Source organism: Streptomyces curacoi (assembly GCF_001513975.1).
GTDB classification, from domain to species: Bacteria; Actinomycetota; Actinomycetes; order Streptomycetales; family Streptomycetaceae; genus Streptomyces; species Streptomyces curacoi.
Genome location: NZ_KQ947990.1, coordinates 514,732 through 536,035 on the forward strand (window position 1 = coordinate 514,732; position 21,304 = coordinate 536,035).

17 protein-coding genes, 1 tRNA gene and 1 riboswitch are annotated in these 21,304 nt (G+C 69.6%); of the genes, 12 read left to right on the forward strand and 6 right to left on the reverse strand.

The window, feature by feature from the left end; translation table 11 throughout:
- Positions 1 to 188: 188 nt before the first annotated feature.
- Positions 189 to 381, forward strand: a riboswitch (cyclic di-AMP (ydaO/yuaA leader).
- A gap of 4 nt (positions 382 to 385) precedes the next feature.
- From AQI70_RS25495 to AQI70_RS25525, 7 genes are all read left to right on the forward strand, one after another.
- Positions 386 to 1,078, forward strand: a complete 693-nt coding sequence (locus AQI70_RS25495; protein ID WP_062153959.1) for a LysM peptidoglycan-binding domain-containing protein — start codon at positions 386 to 388, stop codon at positions 1,076 to 1,078.
- A 431-nt stretch (positions 1,079 to 1,509) separates the two neighbouring features.
- Complete coding sequence (eno, locus tag AQI70_RS25500) at positions 1,510 to 2,790, forward strand: phosphopyruvate hydratase (RefSeq protein ID WP_107117084.1); 1,281 nt, start codon at positions 1,510 to 1,512, stop codon at positions 2,788 to 2,790.
- A gap of 106 nt (positions 2,791 to 2,896) precedes the next feature.
- On the forward strand, positions 2,897 to 3,373 hold the full coding sequence (locus tag AQI70_RS25505) for an FtsB family cell division protein (protein ID WP_062153963.1): 477 nt from the start codon (positions 2,897 to 2,899) through the stop codon (positions 3,371 to 3,373).
- Between the two features lie 75 nt (positions 3,374 to 3,448).
- Positions 3,449 to 3,970, forward strand: a complete 522-nt coding sequence (locus AQI70_RS25510) for a DUF501 domain-containing protein (protein WP_004000627.1) — start codon at positions 3,449 to 3,451, stop codon at positions 3,968 to 3,970.
- A 58-nt stretch (positions 3,971 to 4,028) separates the two neighbouring features.
- Complete coding sequence (locus AQI70_RS25515; protein ID WP_062153965.1) at positions 4,029 to 4,979, forward strand: Ppx/GppA phosphatase family protein; 951 nt, start codon at positions 4,029 to 4,031, stop codon at positions 4,977 to 4,979.
- A gap of 881 nt (positions 4,980 to 5,860) precedes the next feature.
- Positions 5,861 to 7,249, forward strand: coding sequence for an NAD(P)/FAD-dependent oxidoreductase (locus AQI70_RS25520; protein ID WP_062153966.1), 1,389 nt, complete (start codon positions 5,861 to 5,863; stop codon positions 7,247 to 7,249).
- Between the two features lie 202 nt (positions 7,250 to 7,451).
- Positions 7,452 to 8,744 carry an SAM-dependent methyltransferase gene (locus AQI70_RS25525; RefSeq protein WP_062153968.1) on the forward strand — a complete coding sequence of 431 codons (1,293 nt, stop codon included), beginning with the start codon at positions 7,452 to 7,454 and terminating at the stop codon, positions 8,742 to 8,744.
- A gap of 52 nt (positions 8,745 to 8,796) precedes the next feature.
- Here AQI70_RS25525 and AQI70_RS25530 read toward each other — a convergent pair whose 3' ends face one another.
- Positions 8,797 to 11,331: an ABC transporter permease gene (locus AQI70_RS25530; protein ID WP_062153970.1), complete on the reverse strand. Its 2,535-nt coding sequence runs from the start codon at positions 11,329 to 11,331 to the stop codon at positions 8,797 to 8,799.
- Complete coding sequence (locus AQI70_RS25535; RefSeq protein WP_062153972.1) at positions 11,331 to 12,101, reverse strand: ABC transporter ATP-binding protein; 771 nt, start codon at positions 12,099 to 12,101, stop codon at positions 11,331 to 11,333. The genes AQI70_RS25530 and AQI70_RS25535 overlap by 1 nt, the downstream gene beginning before the upstream one ends.
- A gap of 393 nt (positions 12,102 to 12,494) precedes the next feature.
- Here AQI70_RS25535 and AQI70_RS25540 point away from each other — a divergent pair.
- From AQI70_RS25540 to AQI70_RS25550, 3 genes are all read left to right on the forward strand, one after another.
- Positions 12,495 to 12,578: transfer RNA gene (locus tag AQI70_RS25540), tRNA-Leu, on the forward strand.
- 133 nt (positions 12,579 to 12,711) lie between these two features.
- Entirely contained in the window at positions 12,712 to 13,887 is a 1,176-nt protein-coding gene (locus tag AQI70_RS25545) for a 4-hydroxybenzoate 3-monooxygenase (protein ID WP_062153974.1), read from the forward strand.
- Positions 13,888 to 14,101: 214 nt separating this feature from the next.
- Positions 14,102 to 15,013 (forward strand): Bax inhibitor-1/YccA family protein, encoded by a 912-nt coding sequence (locus tag AQI70_RS25550; RefSeq protein ID WP_062153976.1) that lies wholly within the window; start codon positions 14,102 to 14,104, stop codon positions 15,011 to 15,013.
- A 113-nt stretch (positions 15,014 to 15,126) separates the two neighbouring features.
- Here the strand turns inward: AQI70_RS25550 and AQI70_RS25555 are convergent, their stop codons facing one another.
- Positions 15,127 to 15,357, reverse strand: a complete 231-nt coding sequence (locus tag AQI70_RS25555) for a DUF4287 domain-containing protein (RefSeq protein WP_037888320.1) — start codon at positions 15,355 to 15,357, stop codon at positions 15,127 to 15,129.
- A 120-nt stretch (positions 15,358 to 15,477) separates the two neighbouring features.
- Between AQI70_RS25555 and AQI70_RS25560 the strand changes: the two genes are divergently transcribed.
- On the forward strand, positions 15,478 to 15,771 hold the full coding sequence (locus AQI70_RS25560) for a hypothetical protein (protein ID WP_004000639.1): 294 nt from the start codon (positions 15,478 to 15,480) through the stop codon (positions 15,769 to 15,771).
- A 29-nt stretch (positions 15,772 to 15,800) separates the two neighbouring features.
- Here AQI70_RS25560 and AQI70_RS25565 read toward each other — a convergent pair whose 3' ends face one another.
- From AQI70_RS25565 to AQI70_RS25575, 3 genes are all read right to left on the reverse strand, one after another.
- A complete protein-coding gene (locus AQI70_RS25565; protein WP_062153978.1) occupies positions 15,801 to 16,622 on the reverse strand; it encodes a hypothetical protein in 822 nt (273 codons plus the stop codon).
- 287 nt (positions 16,623 to 16,909) lie between these two features.
- Positions 16,910 to 18,130 carry an acetyl-CoA C-acetyltransferase gene (locus AQI70_RS25570; RefSeq protein ID WP_037888286.1) on the reverse strand — a complete coding sequence of 407 codons (1,221 nt, stop codon included), beginning with the start codon at positions 18,128 to 18,130 and terminating at the stop codon, positions 16,910 to 16,912.
- A gap of 218 nt (positions 18,131 to 18,348) precedes the next feature.
- Positions 18,349 to 19,374, reverse strand: a complete 1,026-nt coding sequence (locus AQI70_RS25575) for an SGNH/GDSL hydrolase family protein (protein ID WP_079051474.1) — start codon at positions 19,372 to 19,374, stop codon at positions 18,349 to 18,351.
- A gap of 159 nt (positions 19,375 to 19,533) precedes the next feature.
- On the opposite strand from AQI70_RS25575, the gene AQI70_RS25580 reads away from it, so the two are divergent.
- Positions 19,534 to 20,922 carry a cystathionine beta-synthase gene (locus AQI70_RS25580; protein ID WP_062153982.1) on the forward strand — a complete coding sequence of 463 codons (1,389 nt, stop codon included), beginning with the start codon at positions 19,534 to 19,536 and terminating at the stop codon, positions 20,920 to 20,922.
- Positions 20,923 to 21,304 lie beyond the last annotated feature (382 nt).

The following is a 21,304-nucleotide window of genomic DNA, read 5'->3' on the forward strand; positions in this document are numbered from 1 at the left end:
AGCAGCGGGAGTTCGGGTCCCGCTTCACACCTGAATGTCCGTTTTAGATGCAGTGAGAGATAGATCTCAGAAGCCCTGATCGTCTTTGTAATTCGGCGAAACGCGTGTCTACGGTCATGACCGCTCGCCACCGCGAGCCCCGGCTGCCGCAACGCCGAATCCTGCCAGCGGCCGCACGGGAACAGTCGTCGCGTCAAGCGCCGTAGGCAGGAGCGGGGGACCCAAGGTAGGCGCCGGGTCCGGCAGTTGAGGCCCTTCGGGGTCGGACGGCCGGAGTCGGCTTGGGGTGAAGTCGCGCACCAGGCACCAGCGGTGCGCGGCCGGGCAACTCAACCGGCCCGAACCCGACAGCTCACCTCGCAGGCGTCGGTGAGGGGATCTCTCCATGCTGTTTTCCGGCAAGGGCAAGCACCGTCGTCCGTCCAAGGCCGCTCGCGCCATAGCCGTCGTCGGCGTCACCGGCGCCGCCGCCGTGGCCGCCCCGCTCATGGCGGCCGGCAGCGCCTCCGCCGCCACCGCCGCCGAGTGGGACGCCGTCGCCCAGTGCGAGTCCGGCGGCAACTGGTCCATCAACACCGGCAACGGCTACTACGGCGGTCTGCAGTTCTCCGCCTCCACCTGGGCCGCGTACGGCGGCACGCAGTACGCCGCCACCGCCGACCAGGCCACCAAGGCGCAGCAGATCGAGATCGCCGAGAAGGTCCTCGCGGGCCAGGGCAAGGGCGCCTGGCCGCACTGCGGTGTGAACCTGTCCAGCGCCCCCTACAGCGGCGGCGCCGGCAGCAGCTCCTCCGGCAGCACCGCCTCGAACCAGTCGAGCGGCTCGACCGAGCAGCGCGCCTCCCGCTCCGCCGAGCGCCCGGCCGCCGAGAAGTCGACGAAGACCGTCACCACCCCGACCGGCAAGAAGGTCAAGAAGGGCGACGGCGAGTACAAGGTCGTCAAGGGCGACACCCTCAGCACCATCGCCGCGGAGCACGACGTCAAGGGCGGCTGGGAGAAGCTGTTCCAGCTGAACAAGGACATCGTCGAGGACGCCGACCTGATCTACCCGGGTCAGCAGCTGCACCTGAAGTAATCCGGGGCCGCGGCAGGCCGAGGTAACGAAGTATTGCGGCCTGCCGCTGAACCGCAGCGCTCTGCCGTCCGTGGCCTTCATAGTGAAGACCTCGTGAGGGCCTCCCCCGTCCCCCACGGGCTCCCCGCCCCGGTGCGTGTTCCCCCGTACGCACCGGGGCGGGGTTTTTCTTTCCCGCCGTGTCACCGGCCCCTCTGTGTCAGACCCCTCTGTGTCAGACCCCTCTGTGTCAGACCCCTCTGCGTCACCGACCCTTCTTGTCACCGACCCTTTATGTCACCGACCCTTTGTTCCGGCGGGAAACAATGGGTACCGTTCGGTCCTGTCCACGGGACGGTCGGTCGGCTGCCGAGGTCCCCGAGGCGGTTAGGCTCTAGTCGCAAGGCTCACCGCCCCGCACTACCAGCGTCACATCCACGAAGGAGATGCTCGTGCCGTCCATCGACGTCGTCGTAGCCCGGGAAATCCTGGACTCCCGAGGCAATCCCACGGTCGAGGTCGAGGTCGGCCTCGACGACGGCAGCACGGGTCGTGCCGCCGTCCCGTCCGGCGCCTCGACGGGCGCCTTCGAGGCCATCGAGCTCCGCGACGGCGACCAGAACCGCTACCTGGGCAAGGGTGTCGAGAAGGCAGTCCTCGCCGTCATCGAGCAGATCGGCCCGGAGCTGGTCGGTTACGACGCCACCGAGCAGCGCCTGATCGACCAGGCCATGTTCGACCTGGACGCCACCGACAACAAGGGCTCCCTCGGCGCCAACGCCATCCTCGGCGTCTCGCTCGCCGTCGCCCACGCCGCCTCCGAGGCCAGCGACCTCCCGCTCTTCCGCTACCTGGGCGGCCCGAACGCGCACCTGCTGCCGGTGCCGATGATGAACATCCTGAACGGCGGCTCGCACGCCGACTCCAACGTGGACATCCAGGAGTTCATGATCGCCCCGATCGGCGCGGAGTCCTTCTCCGAGGCCCTGCGCTGGGGCGCCGAGGTCTACCACACCCTGAAGAAGGTCCTGAAGAGCAAGGGCCTGGCCACCGGCCTCGGAGACGAGGGCGGCTTCGCCCCGAACCTCGGCTCCAACCGTGAGGCCCTCGACCTCATCCTGGAGGCCGTCAAGGAGGCCGGCTACACCCCCGGCGAGCAGATCGCCCTCGCGCTCGACGTCGCCGCGTCCGAGTTCTACAAGGACGGCGTGTACGTCTTCGAGGGCAAGGAGCGCTCCGCCGCCGAGATGACCGAGTACTACGCCGAGCTCGTCGAGGCGTACCCGCTCGTCTCCATCGAGGACCCGCTGTTCGAGGACGACTGGGAGGGCTGGAAGACCATCACCGCCAAGCTCGGTGACAAGGTCCAGCTCGTCGGCGACGACCTGTTCGTCACCAACCCCGAGCGCCTGGCCCGCGGCATCGAGGAGGGCGCGGCCAACGCGCTCCTGGTCAAGGTCAACCAGATCGGTTCGCTCACCGAGACCCTGGACGCCGTCGAGCTCGCCCAGCGCAACGGCTTCAAGTGCATGATGTCCCACCGCTCCGGCGAGACCGAGGACGTCACCATCGCCGACCTGGCCGTCGCCACCAACTGCGGCCAGATCAAGACCGGCGCCCCGGCCCGCTCCGAGCGCGTCGCCAAGTACAACCAGCTGCTGCGCATCGAGGAGATCCTCGACGACGCGGCGGTGTACGCCGGGCGCAGCGCCTTCCCGCGCTTCAAGGGCTGACCTAGCCCCATACCGGGTTAAGGCTTAGCCAGTCGTACGTACGTCCCCGTACTCGGTCCCGTACCGTGTGCGGGGACGTACGCGTGTGAAACGGGAGGCGGGGAACATGGCCGTGAAGGACCGGGACCGGTTCTCCACAGCGACCAGGATCCGGTTGCTCGGCGAGCAGACGGCGGCCCGTGTCTACCGCTCCCAGACCAAGCGGCAGGCCCAGCGGTCCAGGCTCACCGGGCGCGCCGCGCTGCTCGCGCTGGTCCTGTGCTCACTCGTCGTGGCGCTCGCCTACCCGATAAGGCAGTACGTCTCCCAGCGCGCGGAGATCGCCGACATGCAGCGGCAGAAGGAGGAGGCCGCCCGGCGGGTCGAGCAGCTGCGCGACACCAAGGCACGCTGGCAGGACGACGCGTACGCCGAACAGCAGATCCGGCAGCGGCTGCACTATGTGATGCCCGGGGAGATCGGTTACGTCGTGATCGACCCGGACGCGGCCAAGCAGTCGCGGACCGACCAGGGCGAGGCAGACCGCCCCTGGTACACGAACATCTGGGACGGGGTCGACAAGGCCGACGCCGCCGACCAGTGAGATCAGCGAGACAAGCGAACCGATCGTCCGGACCGGCCGACGGATCGCCGACGAGAAGACGATGGAAAGACAGGCATGGAAACGCCCCCGCCGCCCACTCCGCGCACCGAGCCCACCGACGCGGACGTCGAGGCCTTCAAGCAGCAGCTCGGGCGTCCGCCGCGCGGGCTGCGCGCGATCGCGCACCGGTGCCCCTGCGGGCAGCCGGACGTGGTCGAGACGGCCCCCCGCTTGCCGGACGGCACGCCCTTCCCGACGCTGTACTACCTGACCTGCCCGAAGGCGTCGTCGGCGATCGGCACGCTGGAGGCGAACGGCGTGATGAAGGAGATGACGGCGCGGCTGGAGGCCGATCCGGAGCTGGCCGCCGCCTACCGCGCCGCGCACGAGGACTACATCCGGCGCCGCGACGAGATCGAGGAGCTGACGGGCTTCCCGAGCGCGGGCGGGATGCCGGACCGGGTGAAGTGCCTGCATGTGCTGGTCGCGCACTCTCTGGCTGCCGGGCCGGGGGTGAATCCGCTGGGGGACGAGGCCCTCGCGATGCTGCCGCCGTGGTGGAGCAAGGGGCCGTGCGTGGTTCCCGCCGCGGAGTGAACGCCCCCCTCGAAACTCCTGTCCAGCTGAAATGTCCCGTACCTCGGAAGGGCACCCCATGACCCGCGTCGCCGCCATCGACTGCGGTACCAACTCCATCCGGCTCCTGGTCGCCGACGTGCACCCGGAGAGCGGTGAACTGACCGACCTGGACCGCCGTATGACCATCGTGCGCCTCGGCCAGGGCGTCGACCGCACCGGCCGGCTCGCGCCCGAGGCGCTGGAGCGTACCTTCGCCGCCTGCCGGGAGTACGCGGCGGTCATCAAGGAGCACGGCGTCGAGCGACTGCGCTTCGTCGCCACCTCCGCCTCGCGGGACGCCGAGAACCGGGACGAGTTCGTCCGCGGGGTCATGGACATCCTGGGCGTCGAGCCGGAGGTCATCACCGGGGACCAGGAGGCCGAGTTCTCCTTCACGGGGGCGACCAGGGAGCTGGCGGAGCACGATCATCTGCCGGGGCCCTACCTGGTGGTGGACATCGGCGGTGGGTCGACCGAGTTCGTCGTCGGCGAGGAGCACGTGCGCGCGGCGCGCTCCGTGGACGTCGGCTGTGTGCGGATGACCGAGCGTCATCTCGTCCGCGACGGCGTCGTCTGCGACCCGCCCTCCGGGGAGCAGATCGCGGCCATGCGGGCCGACATCGAGGCGGCGCTCGACCTCGCCGAGGAGACGGTGCCGCTGCGCGAGGCGCGCACGCTGGTGGGGCTCGCCGGTTCGGTCACCACGGTGTCGGCGATCGCGCAGGACCTGCCCGAGTACGACTCGACCCGCATCCACCACTCCCGGATCGACCGCGACCGGGTCCGCGAGATCTGCGACTGGCTGCTGCACTCCACCCACGCCGAGCGCGCGGCCGTACCGTCCATGCACCCGGGGCGGGTTGACGTCATCGCGGCGGGGGCGCTGGTGCTGCTCGCGATCATGGAGCGGATCGGTGCCGAGGAGGTCGTCGTCAGCGAGCACGACATCCTCGACGGCATCGCCTTCAAGGTGGCTGAGGACGCGTAGGGCGCGGCGTAGCACATGGAAGGGCCCCGGTCCCTCGTGAGAGGAACCGGGGCCGTTGTCTGAGCCCATGTGCTGGGCTGTCGGTCAGTTGCAGAGGAGGACGATGAGGCCGCCGCAATGTCCGCCGTCGCCGCCATCACCGTGGTGGTGGTGATGGTGGTGGTGGTGATGGCCGTGGTGGTGACCGTGGTGGCTGTGGTGGTCCGCGGCGGAGGCGGCCGACGCTGATCCCGCGGTCAGGGCAATGCCCAGGGCAGCGCCGACGGTGACTATTCGCATGCTGGCCCGCTTGAGGGCCTTCCGTGAGGTGATCATGGCTGCACGCTATGCACGGTTTTCGCCGGGCGCGCGCTGAATGCGGCTGATGGGTGAACAGCCCCTCGCCGCACGGTCGGTGACGGGCCGTCGTCGGGCCCGGGGTGGTCCCGGTCTCGTTTACTACTGATCAGTAGCTTCGGCTGAGCAGGTGGGCTAGCGTATGAGCGCTTCCGAGGGGGCTTTTCGGGGCCGCGGTGACGCCTCGGAGACGTCCGCCGAAGAAAGTTCGTGAAGTTCTTCACAAGGAATTGGGCCCTGTCGAAGCGCGTATCGGTGCCGGTTGACCCTTCCGAGGGGTGAACAGGGCCTTGAACATGTTCAGACGGCCGGTGTAAGGGTGGTTCCACGGCCTCTCGCCGGAGGGTGTTCCGGCCCGCTCACAGAGGGTCCGTGGACCCAGAGAGGCAGCTCACGCGGCATTGACAACGGGGTGTGGCCCGCCGCGGTTCCCGATCGTGACCATGACCTGCGTCACGCGGGCCGGGGAGTGTAGCACAGGGGCTGCAAGAGCTTGTGAAGGGGCGCACGAGCGACCCCCCTGAGGCGGGTGGATACTCGATGGCATGAGCACCACGGAGCGTCCCAGGATCCTCGTAGTAGGCGGTGGGTACGTAGGCCTGTACGCAGCTCGGCGCATCCTCAAGAAGATGCGCTACGGCGAGGCGACTGTCACGGTCGTCGACCCCCGGTCGTACATGACCTACCAGCCCTTCCTCCCCGAAACCGCCGCCGGCAGCATCTCCCCGCGCCACGTCGTCGTCCCGCTGCGACGCGTGCTGCCCAAGGCGGAGGTCCTCACCGGCCGGGTCACCACCATCGACCAGGACCGCAAGGTCGCCACGATCGCCCCGCTGGTGGGCGAGGCGTACGAGCTGCCCTTCGACTACCTGGTCATCGCGATGGGCGCGGTCTCCCGCACCTTCCCGATCCCCGGCCTCGCCGAGCAGGGCATCGGCATGAAGGGCATCGAGGAGGCCATCGGCCTGCGCAACCACGTGCTGGAGCAGCTGGACAAGGCCGACTCCACGACCGACGAGGAGATCCGCCGCAAGGCGCTCACCTTCGTCTTCATCGGCGGTGGCTTCGCGGGCGCGGAGACCATCGGCGAGGTCGAGGACATGGCCCGCGACGCGGCGAAGTACTACAACAACGTGTCCCGTGAGGACATGCGGTTCATCCTCGTCGACGCCGCCGACAAGATCCTTCCCGAGGTCGGCCCCAAGCTGGGCCAGTACGGCAAGGAGCACCTGGAGGCCCGCGGGGTCGAGGTCTACCTCTCCACCTCCATGGACTCCTGCGTCGACGGCCACGTCGTGCTGAAGAACGGCCTTGAGGTCGACTCCAACACCATCGTCTGGACGGCCGGCGTCAAGCCGAACCCGGCCCTGGCCCGCTTCGGTCTGCCGCTCGGCCCCCGCGGTCACGTCGACTGCGAGCCGACGCTCCAGGTCAAGGGCACCGACTACATCTGGGCCGCGGGCGACAACGCCCAGGTCCCGGACCTCGTCGGCCGCAAGGCGGGCAACGAGAACGCCTGGTGCCCGCCGAACGCCCAGCACGCCCTGCGCCAGGCCAAGGTCCTCGGCGACAACGTGATCTCCGGTATGCGGGGCTTCCCGCAGAAGGACTACGAGCACGCCAACAAGGGCGCGGTCGCCGGCCTCGGCCTGCACAAGGGCGTGGCGATGATCGTCATGGGCAAGATGAAGATCAAGCTCAAGGGCCGGCTGGCGTGGTACATGCACCGCGGCTACCACGGCCTGGCGATGCCGACCTGGAACCGCAAGATCCGCGTCTTCGCCGACTGGACCCTCGGCATGTTCCTCAAGCGTGAGGTCGTGGCGCTCGGCGCGCTGGAGTCCCCGCGCGAGGAGTTCTACGAGGCGGCCAAGCCGGCGCCGGTCGCCGCCGCCTCCAAGACCGAGGACAAGCCCAAGGCCAAGGCCTCCTGACCTCCGGTCAGCGGCTCTGCCCGGCCCTGGTCAGCGAATCACCCGAAGGACCTCCTGCCATCCGTGGTGCGGGAGGTCCTTCGGCTTTCGTGCCGCCGTAGCAGTGTTTGCCCAGCTGTAACGCGCGTGGGGGACTGCGTCCGGCCCTCGCAGGTGCTTACGTGGTGTTGGACATTCCGGAATTCCTCTGGAGGTGTGCGCCATGGCTGACGCCGCGCTGCGGCTGCAGGGCCTTCTCGAACAGTTGCTGGGAACACCCCTCCCGGTGCGCATCCGCGCCTGGGACGGTTCGCAGGCGGGGCCGCCGGGCGCGCCGACACTCGTCGTACGCAACCGCCGTGCCGTACGCCGACTGCTGTGGAAGCCGGGCGAACTGGGCCTGGCCCGGGCCTGGGTCGCGGGCGACCTGGACATCGAGGGGGATCTGTACACCGCCCTCGATCGGCTCTCGGGGCTGGTGTGGGAGCGCGGGGAGGACGCCCGCGGTCTCCTGGAGGCCCTGCGCGATCCCGAGGTGCGGGCCGCCGTCCGCGGGCTCGTCAGGCTCGGCGGGCTCCCGCTGCCGCCCGCGCCGCCTCCCGAGGAGGTGCGCCGGTACCGCGGCCATCTGCACACCAAGCGCACCGACAGACGCGCCATCAGCCACCACTACGACGTCGGCAACGACTTCTACGAGATCGTCCTCGGGCCGTCCATGGTGTACTCCTGCGCCTACTGGCCGGGCCAAGACAGCACCCTGGAAGCCGCCCAGCACGACAAACTCGACCTCATCTGCCGCAAACTCGACCTGAAGCCCGGCCAAAGGCTCCTCGACGTCGGCTGCGGCTGGGGTTCCATGGCCATGCACGCGGCCCGTGCGTACGGCGTGCGCGTCGCCGGCATCACCCTCTCCCAGGAGCAGGCGGCCTACGCCCGCAAGCGCGTCGCCGACGAGGGGCTCACCGACAAGGTGGAGATCCGCGTACAGGACTACCGGGATGTCGACGACGGTCCGTTCGACGCGATCTCCTCCATCGGCATGGCCGAACACGTCGGCGCCGAGCGGTACCTGGAGTACGCCGATGTGCTGCACCGGCTCCTGAAGCCCGGGGGGCGGCTGCTCAACCACCAGATCGGGCGGCGGCCGCAGCGGGACGAGTCCTCGTACCGGGTCGACGAGTTCATCGACTCCTATGTCTTCCCCGACGGCGAGCTGCAGCCCATCGGCATCACCGTCAGCCAACTGGAGCGCGCCGGCTTCGAGGTGCGGGACGTGGAGTCGATCCGCGAGCACTACGGCCTGACCCTGCGCCGCTGGGTCGCCAACCTGGAGGCCGGCTGGGACCGGGCCGTCAAGCTCACCGGCCCCGGCCGCGCCCGCGTCTGGCTGCTGTACATGGCCGCCTGCGCGCTGGCCTTCGAGCGCAACCGCATCGGGGTCAACCAGGTGCTGGCCGTCAGAACACCCGAGTCCGGGGACTCCGGGATGCCGTTGCGCTCCCGCACCTGGGGCTGAAACGCCGAGGGCCCCGCTCCCTCCCGGGACCGGGGCCCTCGTGCTCGTACGGCTATTCCGCCTTGATCGCGTTCAGCATGTTCAGCCTCGCGGCGTTGCGGGCCGGCCACATCGCGGCCAGGACGCCCACCAGTCCGGCCAGCACCAGGAAGATTCCGATCCGGTCCCAGGGCAGAACCAGCGCATAGCCCGGGATCTCGTCCGCGATGGTCTCGCCGATCGCCCAGCCGAGGAACGAGCCGAGACCGATGCCGACCACCGCGCCGAACACCGAGATGACCACGGCCTCCAGCCGGACCATCCGCTTCACCCGGCGCCGGTCGAGACCGATCGCACGCAGCATGCCGATCTCCTGCTGCCGCTCGAAGACCGACATCGCGAGGGTGTTGACGACACCCAGCACCGCGATGATCAGGGCCATCGCCAGCAGGCCGTACATGATGTTCAGCATGGTGTTGATGACACCGCCGAACTCGTTGCGGATGTCCTGCCGGTCCATGACCGTGATCGCGGGGTTGTCGCCGAGCGCGTCGACGAGGACCTTCTCGTTCGCCGCTGACTGGCCGCCGTCCACCTTCACGAAGATCTGCCGGATGTACGGCTGCACCTCGTGCGGGTTCACGACCTTCGTGTCGACGAGGACGGGGGAGAGGAACTCGCTGTCCTTGTAGACCGCGCCGACGGTCAGCGTGGCCTTCTTCTCGTCGCCGAAGGTGACGGGGAGCCTGTCGCCGGGCTGCCAGCCCCGGTTCTTGGCCGTCTTCTCGGCGACCGCGATCTGCCCCTTGGCGAGCGAAGCGATGTTGCCGCTGACGACGTCGACGTTCAGGACCTGCTCGATGTCGCCCGGCGTGACCGCCGAAGCGGACACGTAGTCCTCGTCACTGACCTGGAAGTAGGCGTCCTGCTGCGGCGAGACCGCCGAGACGCCCTTGGCCTTCTCCAGTGCCGTCAGCGCGGACTGGTCGAGGTCCCCGCCGTTCGCCATCGAGACCATGTAGTCGGCCTTGATGTTGTCCGTGGTCATCTTGTCGATGGCCGTGCCGACCGTGGCACCGAGCACCGACAGGCCGGTCACCAGCGTCAGGCCGATCGCCAGCGCCGAGGCGGTGGCGCCGGTACGGCGCGGGTTGCGGACCGCGTTCTGGCCGGCCAGCTTGCCGGACACGCCGAAGGGGCCGACGAGCAGGGGACGGACGAGCGCGATCACGGGCCGGGACAGCAGCGGGATCAGGATGATCACTCCGACCAGCGCGAAGAACGCGCCCGCCGCGATGTACATCCGGCCGCTGTCCCCGCCGGACGAGGCACCCAGCACGATCCCGGCCGAGCCGAGGGCGGTGATGGCCGCGCCGATGGAGTTGCGCACCACCAGCGACTTGGTGGTCGCCACCGCGTGCACGCTGCTCATGGCCGCCACCGGCGGGATCTTCGCGGCCCGGCGGCCGGGCAGCCAGGCGGCGAACATCGTGATCAGCACACCGACGCCGACCGAGGCGAGCACCGGCGTGGCCGACAGGATCAGCGGACCGTCCGGGATCTTCATGCCGAAGGCGGCCATGCCGGACCGCAGACCGACCGCGAGGCCGATGCCGAGGACGAAGCCGATCGCCGAGGCGACCAGGCCCACCACCGCGGCCTCGGCGAGCACCGAGCGGGTGATCTGCTTGCGGGACGCGCCGACGGCCCGCATCAGCGCGATCTCCTTCGTGCGCTGGGCGACCAGCATCGTGAAGGTGTTGGAGATCAGGAAGATCCCGACGAAGAGCGCGATGCCCGCGAAGCCGAGCAGGACCTGCTTGAGCGAGCTCATGCCCTCTTCGATCTGCTGGGCCTGCTCGTCCGCGAGCGCCTGGCCGGTCTTGGCCTCGGCGGTGTCCGGCAGCAGCGGCTTGACCGCGTCCAGGATCTTGGCGTCGTCCGCGCCCGGGGCGGCGGTGACGGTGGCGCTCTGGAAGTAGCCCGGCTTGAGGTACTGCTTCTGCGCGACCGCGGTGTCGAAGAGGACGAGGCTGCCGCCGGCGTTCACGGCGCCGTCCTCGGTGGTGAACACACCGCTGAGGGTGTACTCCTTCACCGGGCCGTTGGTCGCGACCCGCACCCGGTCGCCGACCTGGTACTCGCCCTTGGCGGCGGACTCCTTGTCCAGGGCGATCTGATCGTCCTTCACCGGGCCCGAGCCGTCGGTGAACGTGTAGGCGGGGTCCTTGCCGTCCTTGCCGGGGGCGAAGTTGGAGCCCTTGTTGGACCAGCCGACGCCGATCAGCCTGCCGTCGGGGTCGGCGACCCCGGCGAAGCCCTCGACGCGGCCGTACGCGCCGGCGACGCCGGCCACGGCGGAGATCTTGTCGAGGGTCTTCCGGGAGAGGCCGGGCTCCTCCTCGGGGTTGTCCGAGTCGGCGTGCGAGGTGACGGCGACGGCGACGTCGTCGTAGCTCTTCGCCGACTGGTTGCGGAAGGCGCCTGAGAGGGTGTCGGCGAAGACCAGGGTGCCGGAGACGAACGCGACGCCGAGCATCACGGCGAGCACGGTCATCAACAGGCGGGCCTTGTGCGCGAGTACGTTGCGCAGGGCGGTGCGGAACATCAGCTGGTGCGGCCCTTCGCGTCGAACTGCTTCATGAAGTCGAGGACGTTGTCCGCGGTGGGCTTGTACATCTCGTCGACGATCCGTCCGTCCGCGAGGAACACCACCCGGTCGGCGTACGCCGCCGCCACCGGGTCGTGGGTCACCATCACCACCGTCTGCCCCAACTCCCGTACGGAGTTGCGCAGGAAGCCGAGCACCTCGGCGCCGGAGCGCGAGTCGAGGTTTCCGGTCGGCTCGTCGCCGAAGATGATGTTGGGCCTGGAGGCCAGCGCGCGGGCCACGGCGACGCGCTGCTGCTGGCCGCCGGAGAGCTGGGAGGGGCGGTGGCTCAGCCGGTCGGCGAGGCCCACCATCCGGATCACCGAGTCCAGCCACTGCTTGTCCGCCCTGCGGCCCGCGATGTCCATCGGAAGGGTGATGTTCTCCAGGGCGGTCAGCGTCGGCAGCAGGTTGAACGCCTGGAAGATGAAGCCGATCTTGTCCCGGCGCAACTTGGTGAGCTGCTTGTCCTTCAGGGAGCCCAGCTCGGTGTCGCCGATGCGCACCGAACCGGAGGAGAAGGTGTCCAGGCCGGCGACGCAGTGCATCAGGGTGGACTTGCCGGAGCCGGAGGGGCCCATGATCGCGGTGAACTCGGCCTGCTGGAAGTCGACGGAGACCCGGTCGAGGGCGACCACCTGGGTCTCGCCCTGTCCGTAGATCTTCGACAGATCCGTGGCGCGCGCGGCCACGGCGGTGGCCCGGCCGGCGATGGATGCGGTGGTCACGAGAAGAACGCTCCTGAAGGACGACGGTGTGTTCGAGGGACGTCATCCATCGTCCTGGCCGGGGATCGCCGTGTAGTCAGTCGCTGTTCCGGTTCCGAAGGCAGACTGCGGACGGACCGGACCCGGCCGCGTCATACCTGAGGATGACGGCGAACCCTGAGAGGGGATCACGTTGGGAACAGGTGGAGCGTCCTTGTTTGGACGGTGAAATTCCGTCATTCCGTATGCGCCGCCGGCCGTCCCACGGAAGGCTATTGGCAAGTGCGGATGGCGCGTTCCCCGGGCTGATGCACCCTCAGACGTCAATAAAATAAGACAACATCGGTCCGCCCGTCCGCTGTTCGGGGGATGTATCCCGATAGGCTCGGAACCTCGATGCGGAGCCCATGGCCTGCCCAGATGGTGGAATGCAGACACGGCGAGCTTAAACCTCGCTGCCCCTTCGCGGGCGTGCCGGTTCAAGTCCGGCTCTGGGCACTTCCGACAGCACCCCCCTTCCTTCAAGAGTTCACCGCGCAAACCGTTGACAGCGGGCGCATGCGGTCGGAAACTCACCTCGGACACTGGTGAATAAAAGTTCACCAGACGAACAACGGAAAGGGAGTGACCGATGCGCACCACCGTCGGCATCATCGGCGCGGGCCCCGCCGGCCTCCTCCTCGCCCGGCTGCTGCACAACGCCGGTATCGACTCGGTCGTCCTGGAGAGCCGCGACCGTGACTACGTCGAGCACCGCCAGCGCGCCGGAATCCTGGAGCAGGGCACGGCGGACGTGCTGCGCGCGGCCGGCGCCGGGGAGCGCATGGACCGCGAGGGCCTGCGCCACGACGGCATAGAGCTCCGCTTCGACCGGAGGCGCCATCGCGTCGACTTCCCGGCCCTCACCGGCGGCCGGTCGGTGATGGTCTACGCCCAGACCGAGGTCTGCAAGGACCTCATCGCCCTCCAGCTGAAGGAGGGCGGCCCGCTGCTGTTCGAGGCGGAGGCGCTGGCGGTGGAGGGGGCGGACACCGACAGCCCGCGCGTCCGCTTCCGGCACGAGGGCACCGAGGACGTCCTCGACTGCGACTACGTCGTCGGCTGCGACGGCTTCTGGGGCGTGTCCCGCAAGGCGGTCCCCGCGGAGCTGACCCGTGTCTTCGAGCGGACCTACCCCTTCGGCTGGCTCGGCATCCTCGCCGATGTCGCCCCCTCCCACGACGAGCTCGTCTACGCCCGCCACGACCGCGGCTTCGCCCTGCTGTCCATGCGCTCCCCGTCCGTCTCCCGCCTCTACCTCCAGGTCCCCGAGGGCACGGACGCCGAGGCGTGGAGCGACGACGAGATCTGGGCGGAACTGGAACGCCGCTTCGAGACCGCCGACGGCTGGCGGCTGGAGCGCGGCCCCATCACCCAGAAGTCGGTCACCCCCATGCGGTCCTACGTCCACGAGCCCATGCGCCACGGCCGCCTCTTCCTGGCCGGCGACGCCGCGCACATCGTGCCGCCGACGGGCGCCAAGGGGCTGAATCTGGCCGTCGGGGACGTCGTCACCTTCGCGAGGGCGCTGACGTACCAGAAGGAGACCGGTTCGGCCCAGCTCCTCGACACCTACTCCGAGGCCTGTCTGCGCCGCGTCTGGCAGGCCGAACGGTTCTCGTACGACATGACGACGCTGCTGCACCGCGCCCCCGACGCCACGCCCTTCGAGGACCGGCTCCAGCTGGCGCGACTGGAGCGGCTCGCGGGGTCGAGGGCGGCCGAGACGGACCTCGCCGAGGCGTACACGGGGTTTCCGTTCGGGTGATCGTACGCAGGGGGCGGGGGAGTGATCTCCGATCGGTTCCGGCCACGTCGCAGGTTGGTCATGAATGATCCCCTCCGTGGCTGGGAATCACCGAGCCGCGTAGCGTGTTGCGCAGCACGACGAGGGAAAGATCCTCCCCAAGCACTAGGGTCAATCCTTTGCCTACCTATTACTCTTGAGCCAAGGCCACGCACGGTGGCCATGGAGGAGTGAAATGAGGAGCAGCAACCCGGTCTTCTCGCGACGGGGGTTCAGCCGCGACAACGGCTACGCGGGCTTCAACACCGCGCCGCAGGCCGGGGGCGCCGCTGTCGGCACGCAGGGCAACCCGTACGCGCAGCCGCAGGCCGGCAGCCCGTACGCGCAGAACCCTTACGCCCAGAACCCGTACGCCCAGCAGGACCTGCAGTACGGCGCGCCGCCGCAGGCCCCGGCCACCACCGGCCGCATGACGTTGGACGACGTCCTCATGCGCACCGGCGCCACCCTCGGCACGCTGATCGTCACGGCCGCGCTCGCCTGGGCGCTGCTGCCGGTCGACGACGCGAACATCAGCCGGTCCTACGGCATCGGTATCGGTGCCGCGCTGATCGGCATGGTCCTGGCGTTCGTCCAGTCCTTCAAGCGCAAGGCCTCGCCCGCGCTGATCCTGACCTACGCCGCGTTCGAGGGTGTGTTCCTCGGCGTGATCTCCAGCATCGTCGACAACCGCATCGCCAGCGGTGCGGCCATGCAGGCGGTGCTCGGCACGATGGCGGTCTTCGCCGCGGTGCTGGTGGCGTACAAGGCGGGCTGGATCCGCGTCAACCGCCGCTTCGTCGGCTTCGTGATGGCGGCCGCGCTCGGCTTCATCCTGCTGATGGCGGTCAACCTGCTGTTCGCGGTCTTCGGCGGCGGTGACGGCCTCGGCTTCCGCAGCGGCCCGCTCGGCATCGTCTTCGGTGTCATCGGCATCCTGCTCGGCGCCTGCTTCCTCGCCCTGGACTTCAAGCAGGTCGAGGACGGCATCGCCTACGGCGCGCCGCGCGAGGAGGCCTGGCTCGCGGCCTTCGGCCTCACGCTGACGCTGGTGTGGATCTACATGGAGTTCCTGCGGATCATCGCGATCCTGCAGGGCGACGACTAGCGACAGCGTCGTCCAGGACTCATGAGTCGGTCATGACTCGGAACAGTCGCTGAGACTCAAGAAAGGGCCCCGGGTTCGTCCCGGGGCCCTTCGTCGTTGTCTTGAGTGCGCGCCTAGAGCAGTTTGCGCGCGGCCCTCCTCAGGTCGTACTCGTGGATGATCGCCTTCGCGTGGCCGTACGCGAGGTTGTGTTCATGGCGGAGCCAGCTGACCTTCTCCTCGAAGTTGAAGAGAGCCGGGCCTTCTTCGACAGCGCGAAGCCAGTCGGAGACTTCACGACCGGTGCAGTGGGGGATTCGGGCGAGCAGATTGCGATGGGTCTCCTCGGAGAAGACTTGGGACATCGGCGCCTCCGGACGCATGGGATGTAAGCCGGTCCTTCAGGTCACCGTGCCTGAGCGTTCGCCCGTTGGCAACAGTGTCGGTGCGACGCGTAGGTTTGTGGGGTGGTTGATACGACGCCCTTGACTCGTGCTGTTGATCACTTCGCCGACCGGCTGAGGGCCGCGCCCCAGAGCCGGCTGCAGCGCGGGGCCGCCGCGGAAGCGCTGGCGCTGGCCAGGGAGTTGGCCCGGCGGGCGCAGATGGTGGAGGAGCCCGGGGCGGAGCCTCGGGTGATGCCCGACGCGGGGATGTTCGCCGCGGCCGACCAGATCACCGTCGCGGTGCACGACCTGGTCCTCGTACTCACGAACGAGGGTGAGGTCGAGGACGCGATGCGGTTGGTTGCGGAAGCGCAGAAGCGGGCGGGTGTGTGACCGCTGGAGGGACGCCGGGTGTGTGACCGCTACAGGGACGCTATGACCCGGTCAGCCAGGATGTAGACGTTCTCCTCGCCGCACGCGAAGGTCAGGGTGTACGCACCCGACACCCCCGAACCGCCCAGCAGCACCGGCGTCTCGCCCGCGCGCAGGGCCGCCGCCAGGCGCTCCGCCGTCTCCCGGTGGCCCGGGGTCATGCACAGGGTGGTGCCGTCGGCGAAGACGTACACGTCGAGGGTGCCCAGGGGGCCCGGGCGGACGTCGGTCAGTTCGGTGGCGGAGGCGGCCAGGTCCTCAAGGGTGGCCACCGTGCGCTCGTGGTCGTTCACGACCGGTGAGGAGACCGGGACGAAGTCCGGGTGGGAGGGGTGGCGGCGGCGGGCCGCGGCCAGCTCGGGAGACTCGCTGGGGGTGCCTCCCTGGACGAAGTCCTTGGCGGAGAACTCATCCGTCTCCGAGGTCGGCTCGGTCACCGGCTCCAGGTGCTCCAGGCCCGCGAAATCGGCCTGACGGGGCAGGAACAGCTCGCTGTCGGACAGGCCCAGCAGAGTGGGCGCGTCGGAGGCGTCACGGGCCTCCTGGGCGGCCCAGAAGGCGCGTGCCTCGGCCAGCTCCCGCTCGCGTTCCTCGGCGAGCGCCTCGGCCACGGCGGCGCGTATCTCATCGGCGTCGGCGGGGTGCCGGGCCGGCGGGACGAGACCGCGGGCCGCGGCGGCGTTGTTCTGCGCCAGCTCGGTGTGCAGGGCCGCGACCTGCCGGCGCAGCACCATCAGGGTGCGCAGGACGGCGACGCCCACGGCGCCGGTGGCGGCCGTGGTGAGCAGCAAGGCGATCGGCATGGCGCTCACTGACGTACTCCCGGTTCAAAGTCGACCCCCGACTTCCTACATCAGCTTGAAGGGCGGACTATCCAGCTGTCAGTGCGTAACGTCACGAAACGGACAGGACTTTATGCCTGGGGTGGGCTGGTGGAACGGCTCTGAGCTGCGTGAATCCCTCCGCGGAGGGAGATAGGTCACATCCTGGGGGAGATTGGATCACAAAACGGCCCAGAACCTTGGACTTTCCTCGGTTCCGGGCCGAAGGCTCACGCTGGGTCGTGCGTCGACTACCCAGGGGCGTGGGCCGGTTGGTTTCAGCTCAGGCGCTCGATGACCATCGCCATGCCCTGGCCGCCGCCGACGCACATCGTCTCCAGGCCGAACTGCTTGTCGTGGAACTGGAGGGAGTTGATGAGCGTGCCGGTGATGCGGGCGCCGGTCATGCCGAAGGGGTGGCCGACGGCGATGGCGCCGCCGTTGACGTTCAGCTTGTCGATGTCGATGCCCAGGTCGCGGTAGGAGGGGATCACCTGGGCGGCGAACGCCTCGTTGATCTCGACCAGGTCGATGTCGTCGATGGTCAGGCCGGCGCGGCGCAGCGCCTGCTGGGACGCCTCGACCGGGCCGAGGCCCATGATCTCGGGGGAGAGGCCGGAGACGCCGGTGGAGACGATGCGGGCGAGCGGGGTGAGGCCGAGCTCGCGGGCCTTGGTGTCGGACATGATGACGACCGCGGCGGCGCCGTCGTTGAGGGGGCAGCAGTTGCCGGCGGTGACGAGGCCGTCCGGGCGGAAGACCGGCTTCAGCCCCGCCACGCCCTCCATGGTGACGCCGGCGCGGGGGCCGTCGTCCTTGCTGACGACGGTGCCGTCGGGGAGTGTCACCGGGGTGATCTCGCGCTCCCAGAAGCCGTTCTTGATGGCCGCCTCGGCGAGGTTCTGCGACCTGACGCCGAACTCGTCCATGTCCTCGCGGGTGACGCCCTTCCAGCGGGCGAGGTTCTCGGCGGTCTGGCCCATCGCGATGTAGGCGTCCGGGATCAGCCCGTCCTCGCGCGGGTCGTGCCAGGTGGTGCCCTCCTGCTGGGCCACGGCGGCCGTGCGGGCCTCGGCCTCGGCGAAGAGGGGGTTGTGCGTGTCCGGGAGGCTGTCGGAGTTGCCCTTGGTGAAGCGGGAGACCATCTCCACGCCGGCCGAGATGAAGACGTCGCCCTCGCCGGCCTTGATGGCGTGCAGGGCCATGCGGCTCGTCTGCAGGGACGAGGAGCAGTACCGGGTGATGGTGCAGCCGGGGAGGTGGTCCATCCCCATCTGTACGGCGACGATACGGCCGAGGTTGTTGCCCTGCTCGCCGCCGGGGAGGCCGCAGCCCAGCATCAGGTCGTCGATGTCCCTGGGGTCCAGCTCGGGGACCTTGGCCAGGGCGGCCTGGATGATCGTGGCGGTGAGGTCGTCGGGACGCAGGTCTTTCAGGGAGCCCTTGAAGGCGCGGCCGATGGGGGAGCGGGCGGTCGAGACGATCACGGCTTCGGGCATCACGGCTCCAGTGGCATACCGGGGGGTCGGGCAGGGCTGTGAGGGAAGTTACCCGTACGTACGGACCGGGTCACGGGTGTAGGGGTGTGACCCTGGCCGCAATTTTCTAAGCGCTTGCTTTCCTTGCCCCTGCCGCCCCTGCCGCCCCTGCCCGTCCTCGAAGAGCCCGGGGTCCAGGGGGCGGAGGCCCCTGGCGGGGTCGAAGGGGCGGAGCCCCTTCAGGGGGACGGTGTCACCGGGGCCCTGTCCGGTTCCGGGACTCGGCGGCGGCGCCGGCGCTTGAGCAGGGCCCAGGGGCCCTTCGGACCCGTCGGCATGGCCGCCGTAACCTCTGTGCCCGCCTCCGACGCGGCCTCGGCCGCCGCGCGGGCCACCGGCAGGAACCCCTCGCGGCGGGTGACGTCGGGCCGTTCCTCCTCGGCCGGCCACAGGCCCAGTGCCGCGCAGACCGTCGGCAGCACCGCCATCGCCGCCGTGGCGTAGCCCTCCGCCGAGGGGTGGTAGTTGTCCGGCCCGAACAGCTCCCGCGGGTTCGCCGCGAACTCGGGGCCCAGCAGGTCGCCCAGCGACACGGTGCGACCGCCCTGTTCTACGACGCCGATCGTCTGGGCGGCCGCCAACTGGCGTGAGGCCCGTCGGGCCAGCCAGCGCAGGGGCTGCTGGACGGGTTCGATCGTGCCGAGGTCGGGGCAGGTGCCGACCACCACCTCCGCGCCGGCCGTGCGCAGGCGCCGTACCGCCGCGGAGAGGTGACGGACCGAGCGCGTCGGCGGCATACGGTTCGTGACGTCGTTCGCGCCGATCATGATCACGCAGATGTCGGGCACCAGCGCCGGATCGGCGAGCACCAGGGCCACCTGGCGGTCCAGGTCGTCCGAACGGGCGCCCGGCAGGGACACGTTGCGCAGCACCACCGGACGCTCCGCCACCGCGGCCAGTCCCGAGGCCAGCAACGCCCCCGGGGTCTGGCCCGCCCGGTGCACGCCCTGCCCCGCTGCCGTCGAGTCGCCCAGCAGCGTCAGACGCAACGGTGGCTCACCGGGGATGTCGTATGTGTGGCCGTACCGGCCGTCGGCGTTCGGGACATGGTTGTCCGTGCCATTGCCCACCTGGCGCTTGGCGAGTTGGACCTCGGCCAGGAGCAGACCGACGGCCGCCGCGCCGGCCAGGCCGATGCCGCCTCCGCCGTACGCGGCGCCCGCCGCGATCCGCCGGGCCACCCTCGCCCTCGACATGCTCGTCATGCGTCGCCGCCACCTCCTCATAGCCGTACATCAACTGCTTGCCCCGCACGGACCGTGGCCCAATCCCAACGGCGAGTGAACGACCTTCACGGGACCCGTACAGGCCATAGGCTGGCGGAACCACTACGACCACTTCATTTGCAGCATCCGGAGACAACGGTGCATTTCCACGACTCGATGATCAGCCTCGTCGGCAACACCCCGCTGCTGAGGCTCAACAACGTCACCAAGGGCATCCGGGCGACCGTCCTGGCCAAGGTGGAGTACTTCAACCCGGGCGGCTCCGTGAAGGACCGCATCGCTCTGCGCATGATCGAGGCCGCGGAGGAGAGCGGTGCGCTCAAGCCCGGCGGGACCATTGTGGAGCCGACCAGCGGCAACACCGGTGTCGGGCTGGCCATCGTGGCCCAGCAGAAGGGGTACAAGTGCATCTTCGTGTGCCCCGACAAGGTCAGCACCGACAAGATCAATGTGCTGCGGGCCTACGGGGCCGAGGTGGTCGTGTGCCCCACCGCCGTGGACCCGGAGCACCCGGACTCCTACTACAACGTCTCCGACCGGCTGGTGCGCGAGACGCCCGGTGCCTGGAAGCCCGACCAGTACTCCAACCCCAACAACCCGCTCTCCCACTACCACTCGACCGGCCCCGAGCTGTGGGAGCAGACCGAGGGGAAGATCACCCACTTCGTGGCGGGCGTGGGGACGGGCGGCACCATCTCCGGCACCGGCCGCTATCTGAAGGACGTCAGCGACGGCAAGGTGCAGGTCATCGGCGCCGACCCCGAGGGCTCCGTGTACTCCGGCGGCTCCGGGCGGCCGTACCTGGTCGAGGGTGTCGGTGAGGACTTCTGGCCGACCGCCTACGACCGGACCGTCGCCGACGAGATCGTCGCCGTGTCCGACAAGGACTCCTTCCAGATGACCCGGCGGCTGGCGCGTGAGGAGGGCCTGCTCGTCGGTGGCTCCTGCGGTATGGCGGTCGTGGCCGCGCTCAGGGTCGCCGAGCGGCTCGGCGAGGACGACGTCGTGGTGGTGCTGCTGCCGGACAGCGGGCGCGGCTACCTCTCCAAGATCTTCAACGACGAGTGGATGGCCGACTACGGCTTCCTGGAGGACGAGGGCCCGAGCGCGCGCGTCGGCGACGTCCTCAACGACAAGGCGGGCGGCTCCATCCCGTCCCTCGTCCACATGCACCCGGACGAGACGGTCGGTCAGGCCATCGAGGTGCTGCGCGAGTACGGCGTCTCGCAGATGCCGATCGTGAAGCCGGGCGCCGGCCACCCGGACGTCATGGCGGCGGAGGTCGTCGGGTCCGTCGTCGAACGGGAGCTGCTGGACGCGCTGTTCACCAAGCGGGCCTCGCTCGACGACCCGCTGGAGAAGCACATGTCGGCCCCGCTGCCGCAGGTCGGCTCCGGTGAGCCGGTCGGGGACCTGATGTCCGTGCTGGGTACGGCGGATGCGGCCATCGTCCTCGTCGAGGGCAAGCCGACCGGTGTGGTGAGCCGCCAGGACCTGCTGGCCTTCCTGGCCAAGGGCGGGAAGTAGCGGCGAACCTGCGGTGAACTCCCGGTGGCCGCGGCGAACTTGCGGTGACCGGGGCCGCTCGGGCCGTCGCGGAACTGGTACGAGCGCGTCACGTCCGCGCAGCACCCGCTTAACACGGGTCCGGCACATTAGTGGGTGTCGGCAGGGCGGTGGGGGTACCTCCCAGGCGTTAAGCACTGGGGGAGGCTCCCCGCCCCGGCCGGCGCCGAACGGCGCCAAGGACCTCCGGAGCGGCTCCCGGACCTCCATGGACGCCATGGACGCGCAAGCCCGGCCCTGACCAGGCCCGCGTCCCTCGCGGGGACCGCCGTCGTCCCGCCCCCCGGCAACGGGGGTGCGGCGGTCCCCGCGCACGCACGCCCCTCTTTGCGGCTAAACCGCC

Bases quoted from the DNA above. Each gene is read 5' to 3' on its own strand.
- AQI70_RS25550 (WP_062153976.1), top strand. From the start codon at position 14,102: ATGAGGAGCAGCAACCCGGTCTTCTCGCGACGGGGGTTCAGCCGCGAC.
- AQI70_RS25570 (WP_037888286.1), bottom strand. From the start codon at position 18,130: ATGCCCGAAGCCGTGATCGTCTCGACCGCCCGCTCCCCCATCGGCCGC.
- AQI70_RS25515 (WP_062153965.1), top strand. From the start codon at position 4,029: ATGACCCGCGTCGCCGCCATCGACTGCGGTACCAACTCCATCCGGCTC.
- AQI70_RS25555 (WP_037888320.1), bottom strand. From the start codon at position 15,357: ATGTCCCAAGTCTTCTCCGAGGAGACCCATCGCAATCTGCTCGCCCGA.
- AQI70_RS25525 (WP_062153968.1), top strand. From the start codon at position 7,452: ATGGCTGACGCCGCGCTGCGGCTGCAGGGCCTTCTCGAACAGTTGCTG.
- AQI70_RS25545 (WP_062153974.1), top strand. From the start codon at position 12,712: ATGCGCACCACCGTCGGCATCATCGGCGCGGGCCCCGCCGGCCTCCTC.
- AQI70_RS25495 (WP_062153959.1), top strand. From the start codon at position 386: ATGCTGTTTTCCGGCAAGGGCAAGCACCGTCGTCCGTCCAAGGCCGCT.
- AQI70_RS25530 (WP_062153970.1), bottom strand. From the start codon at position 11,331: ATGTTCCGCACCGCCCTGCGCAACGTACTCGCGCACAAGGCCCGCCTG.
- AQI70_RS25575 (WP_079051474.1), bottom strand. From the start codon at position 19,374: ATGACGAGCATGTCGAGGGCGAGGGTGGCCCGGCGGATCGCGGCGGGC.
- AQI70_RS25520 (WP_062153966.1), top strand. From the start codon at position 5,861: ATGAGCACCACGGAGCGTCCCAGGATCCTCGTAGTAGGCGGTGGGTAC.
- AQI70_RS25505 (WP_062153963.1), top strand. From the start codon at position 2,897: ATGGCCGTGAAGGACCGGGACCGGTTCTCCACAGCGACCAGGATCCGG.
- AQI70_RS25510 (WP_004000627.1), top strand. From the start codon at position 3,449: ATGGAAACGCCCCCGCCGCCCACTCCGCGCACCGAGCCCACCGACGCG.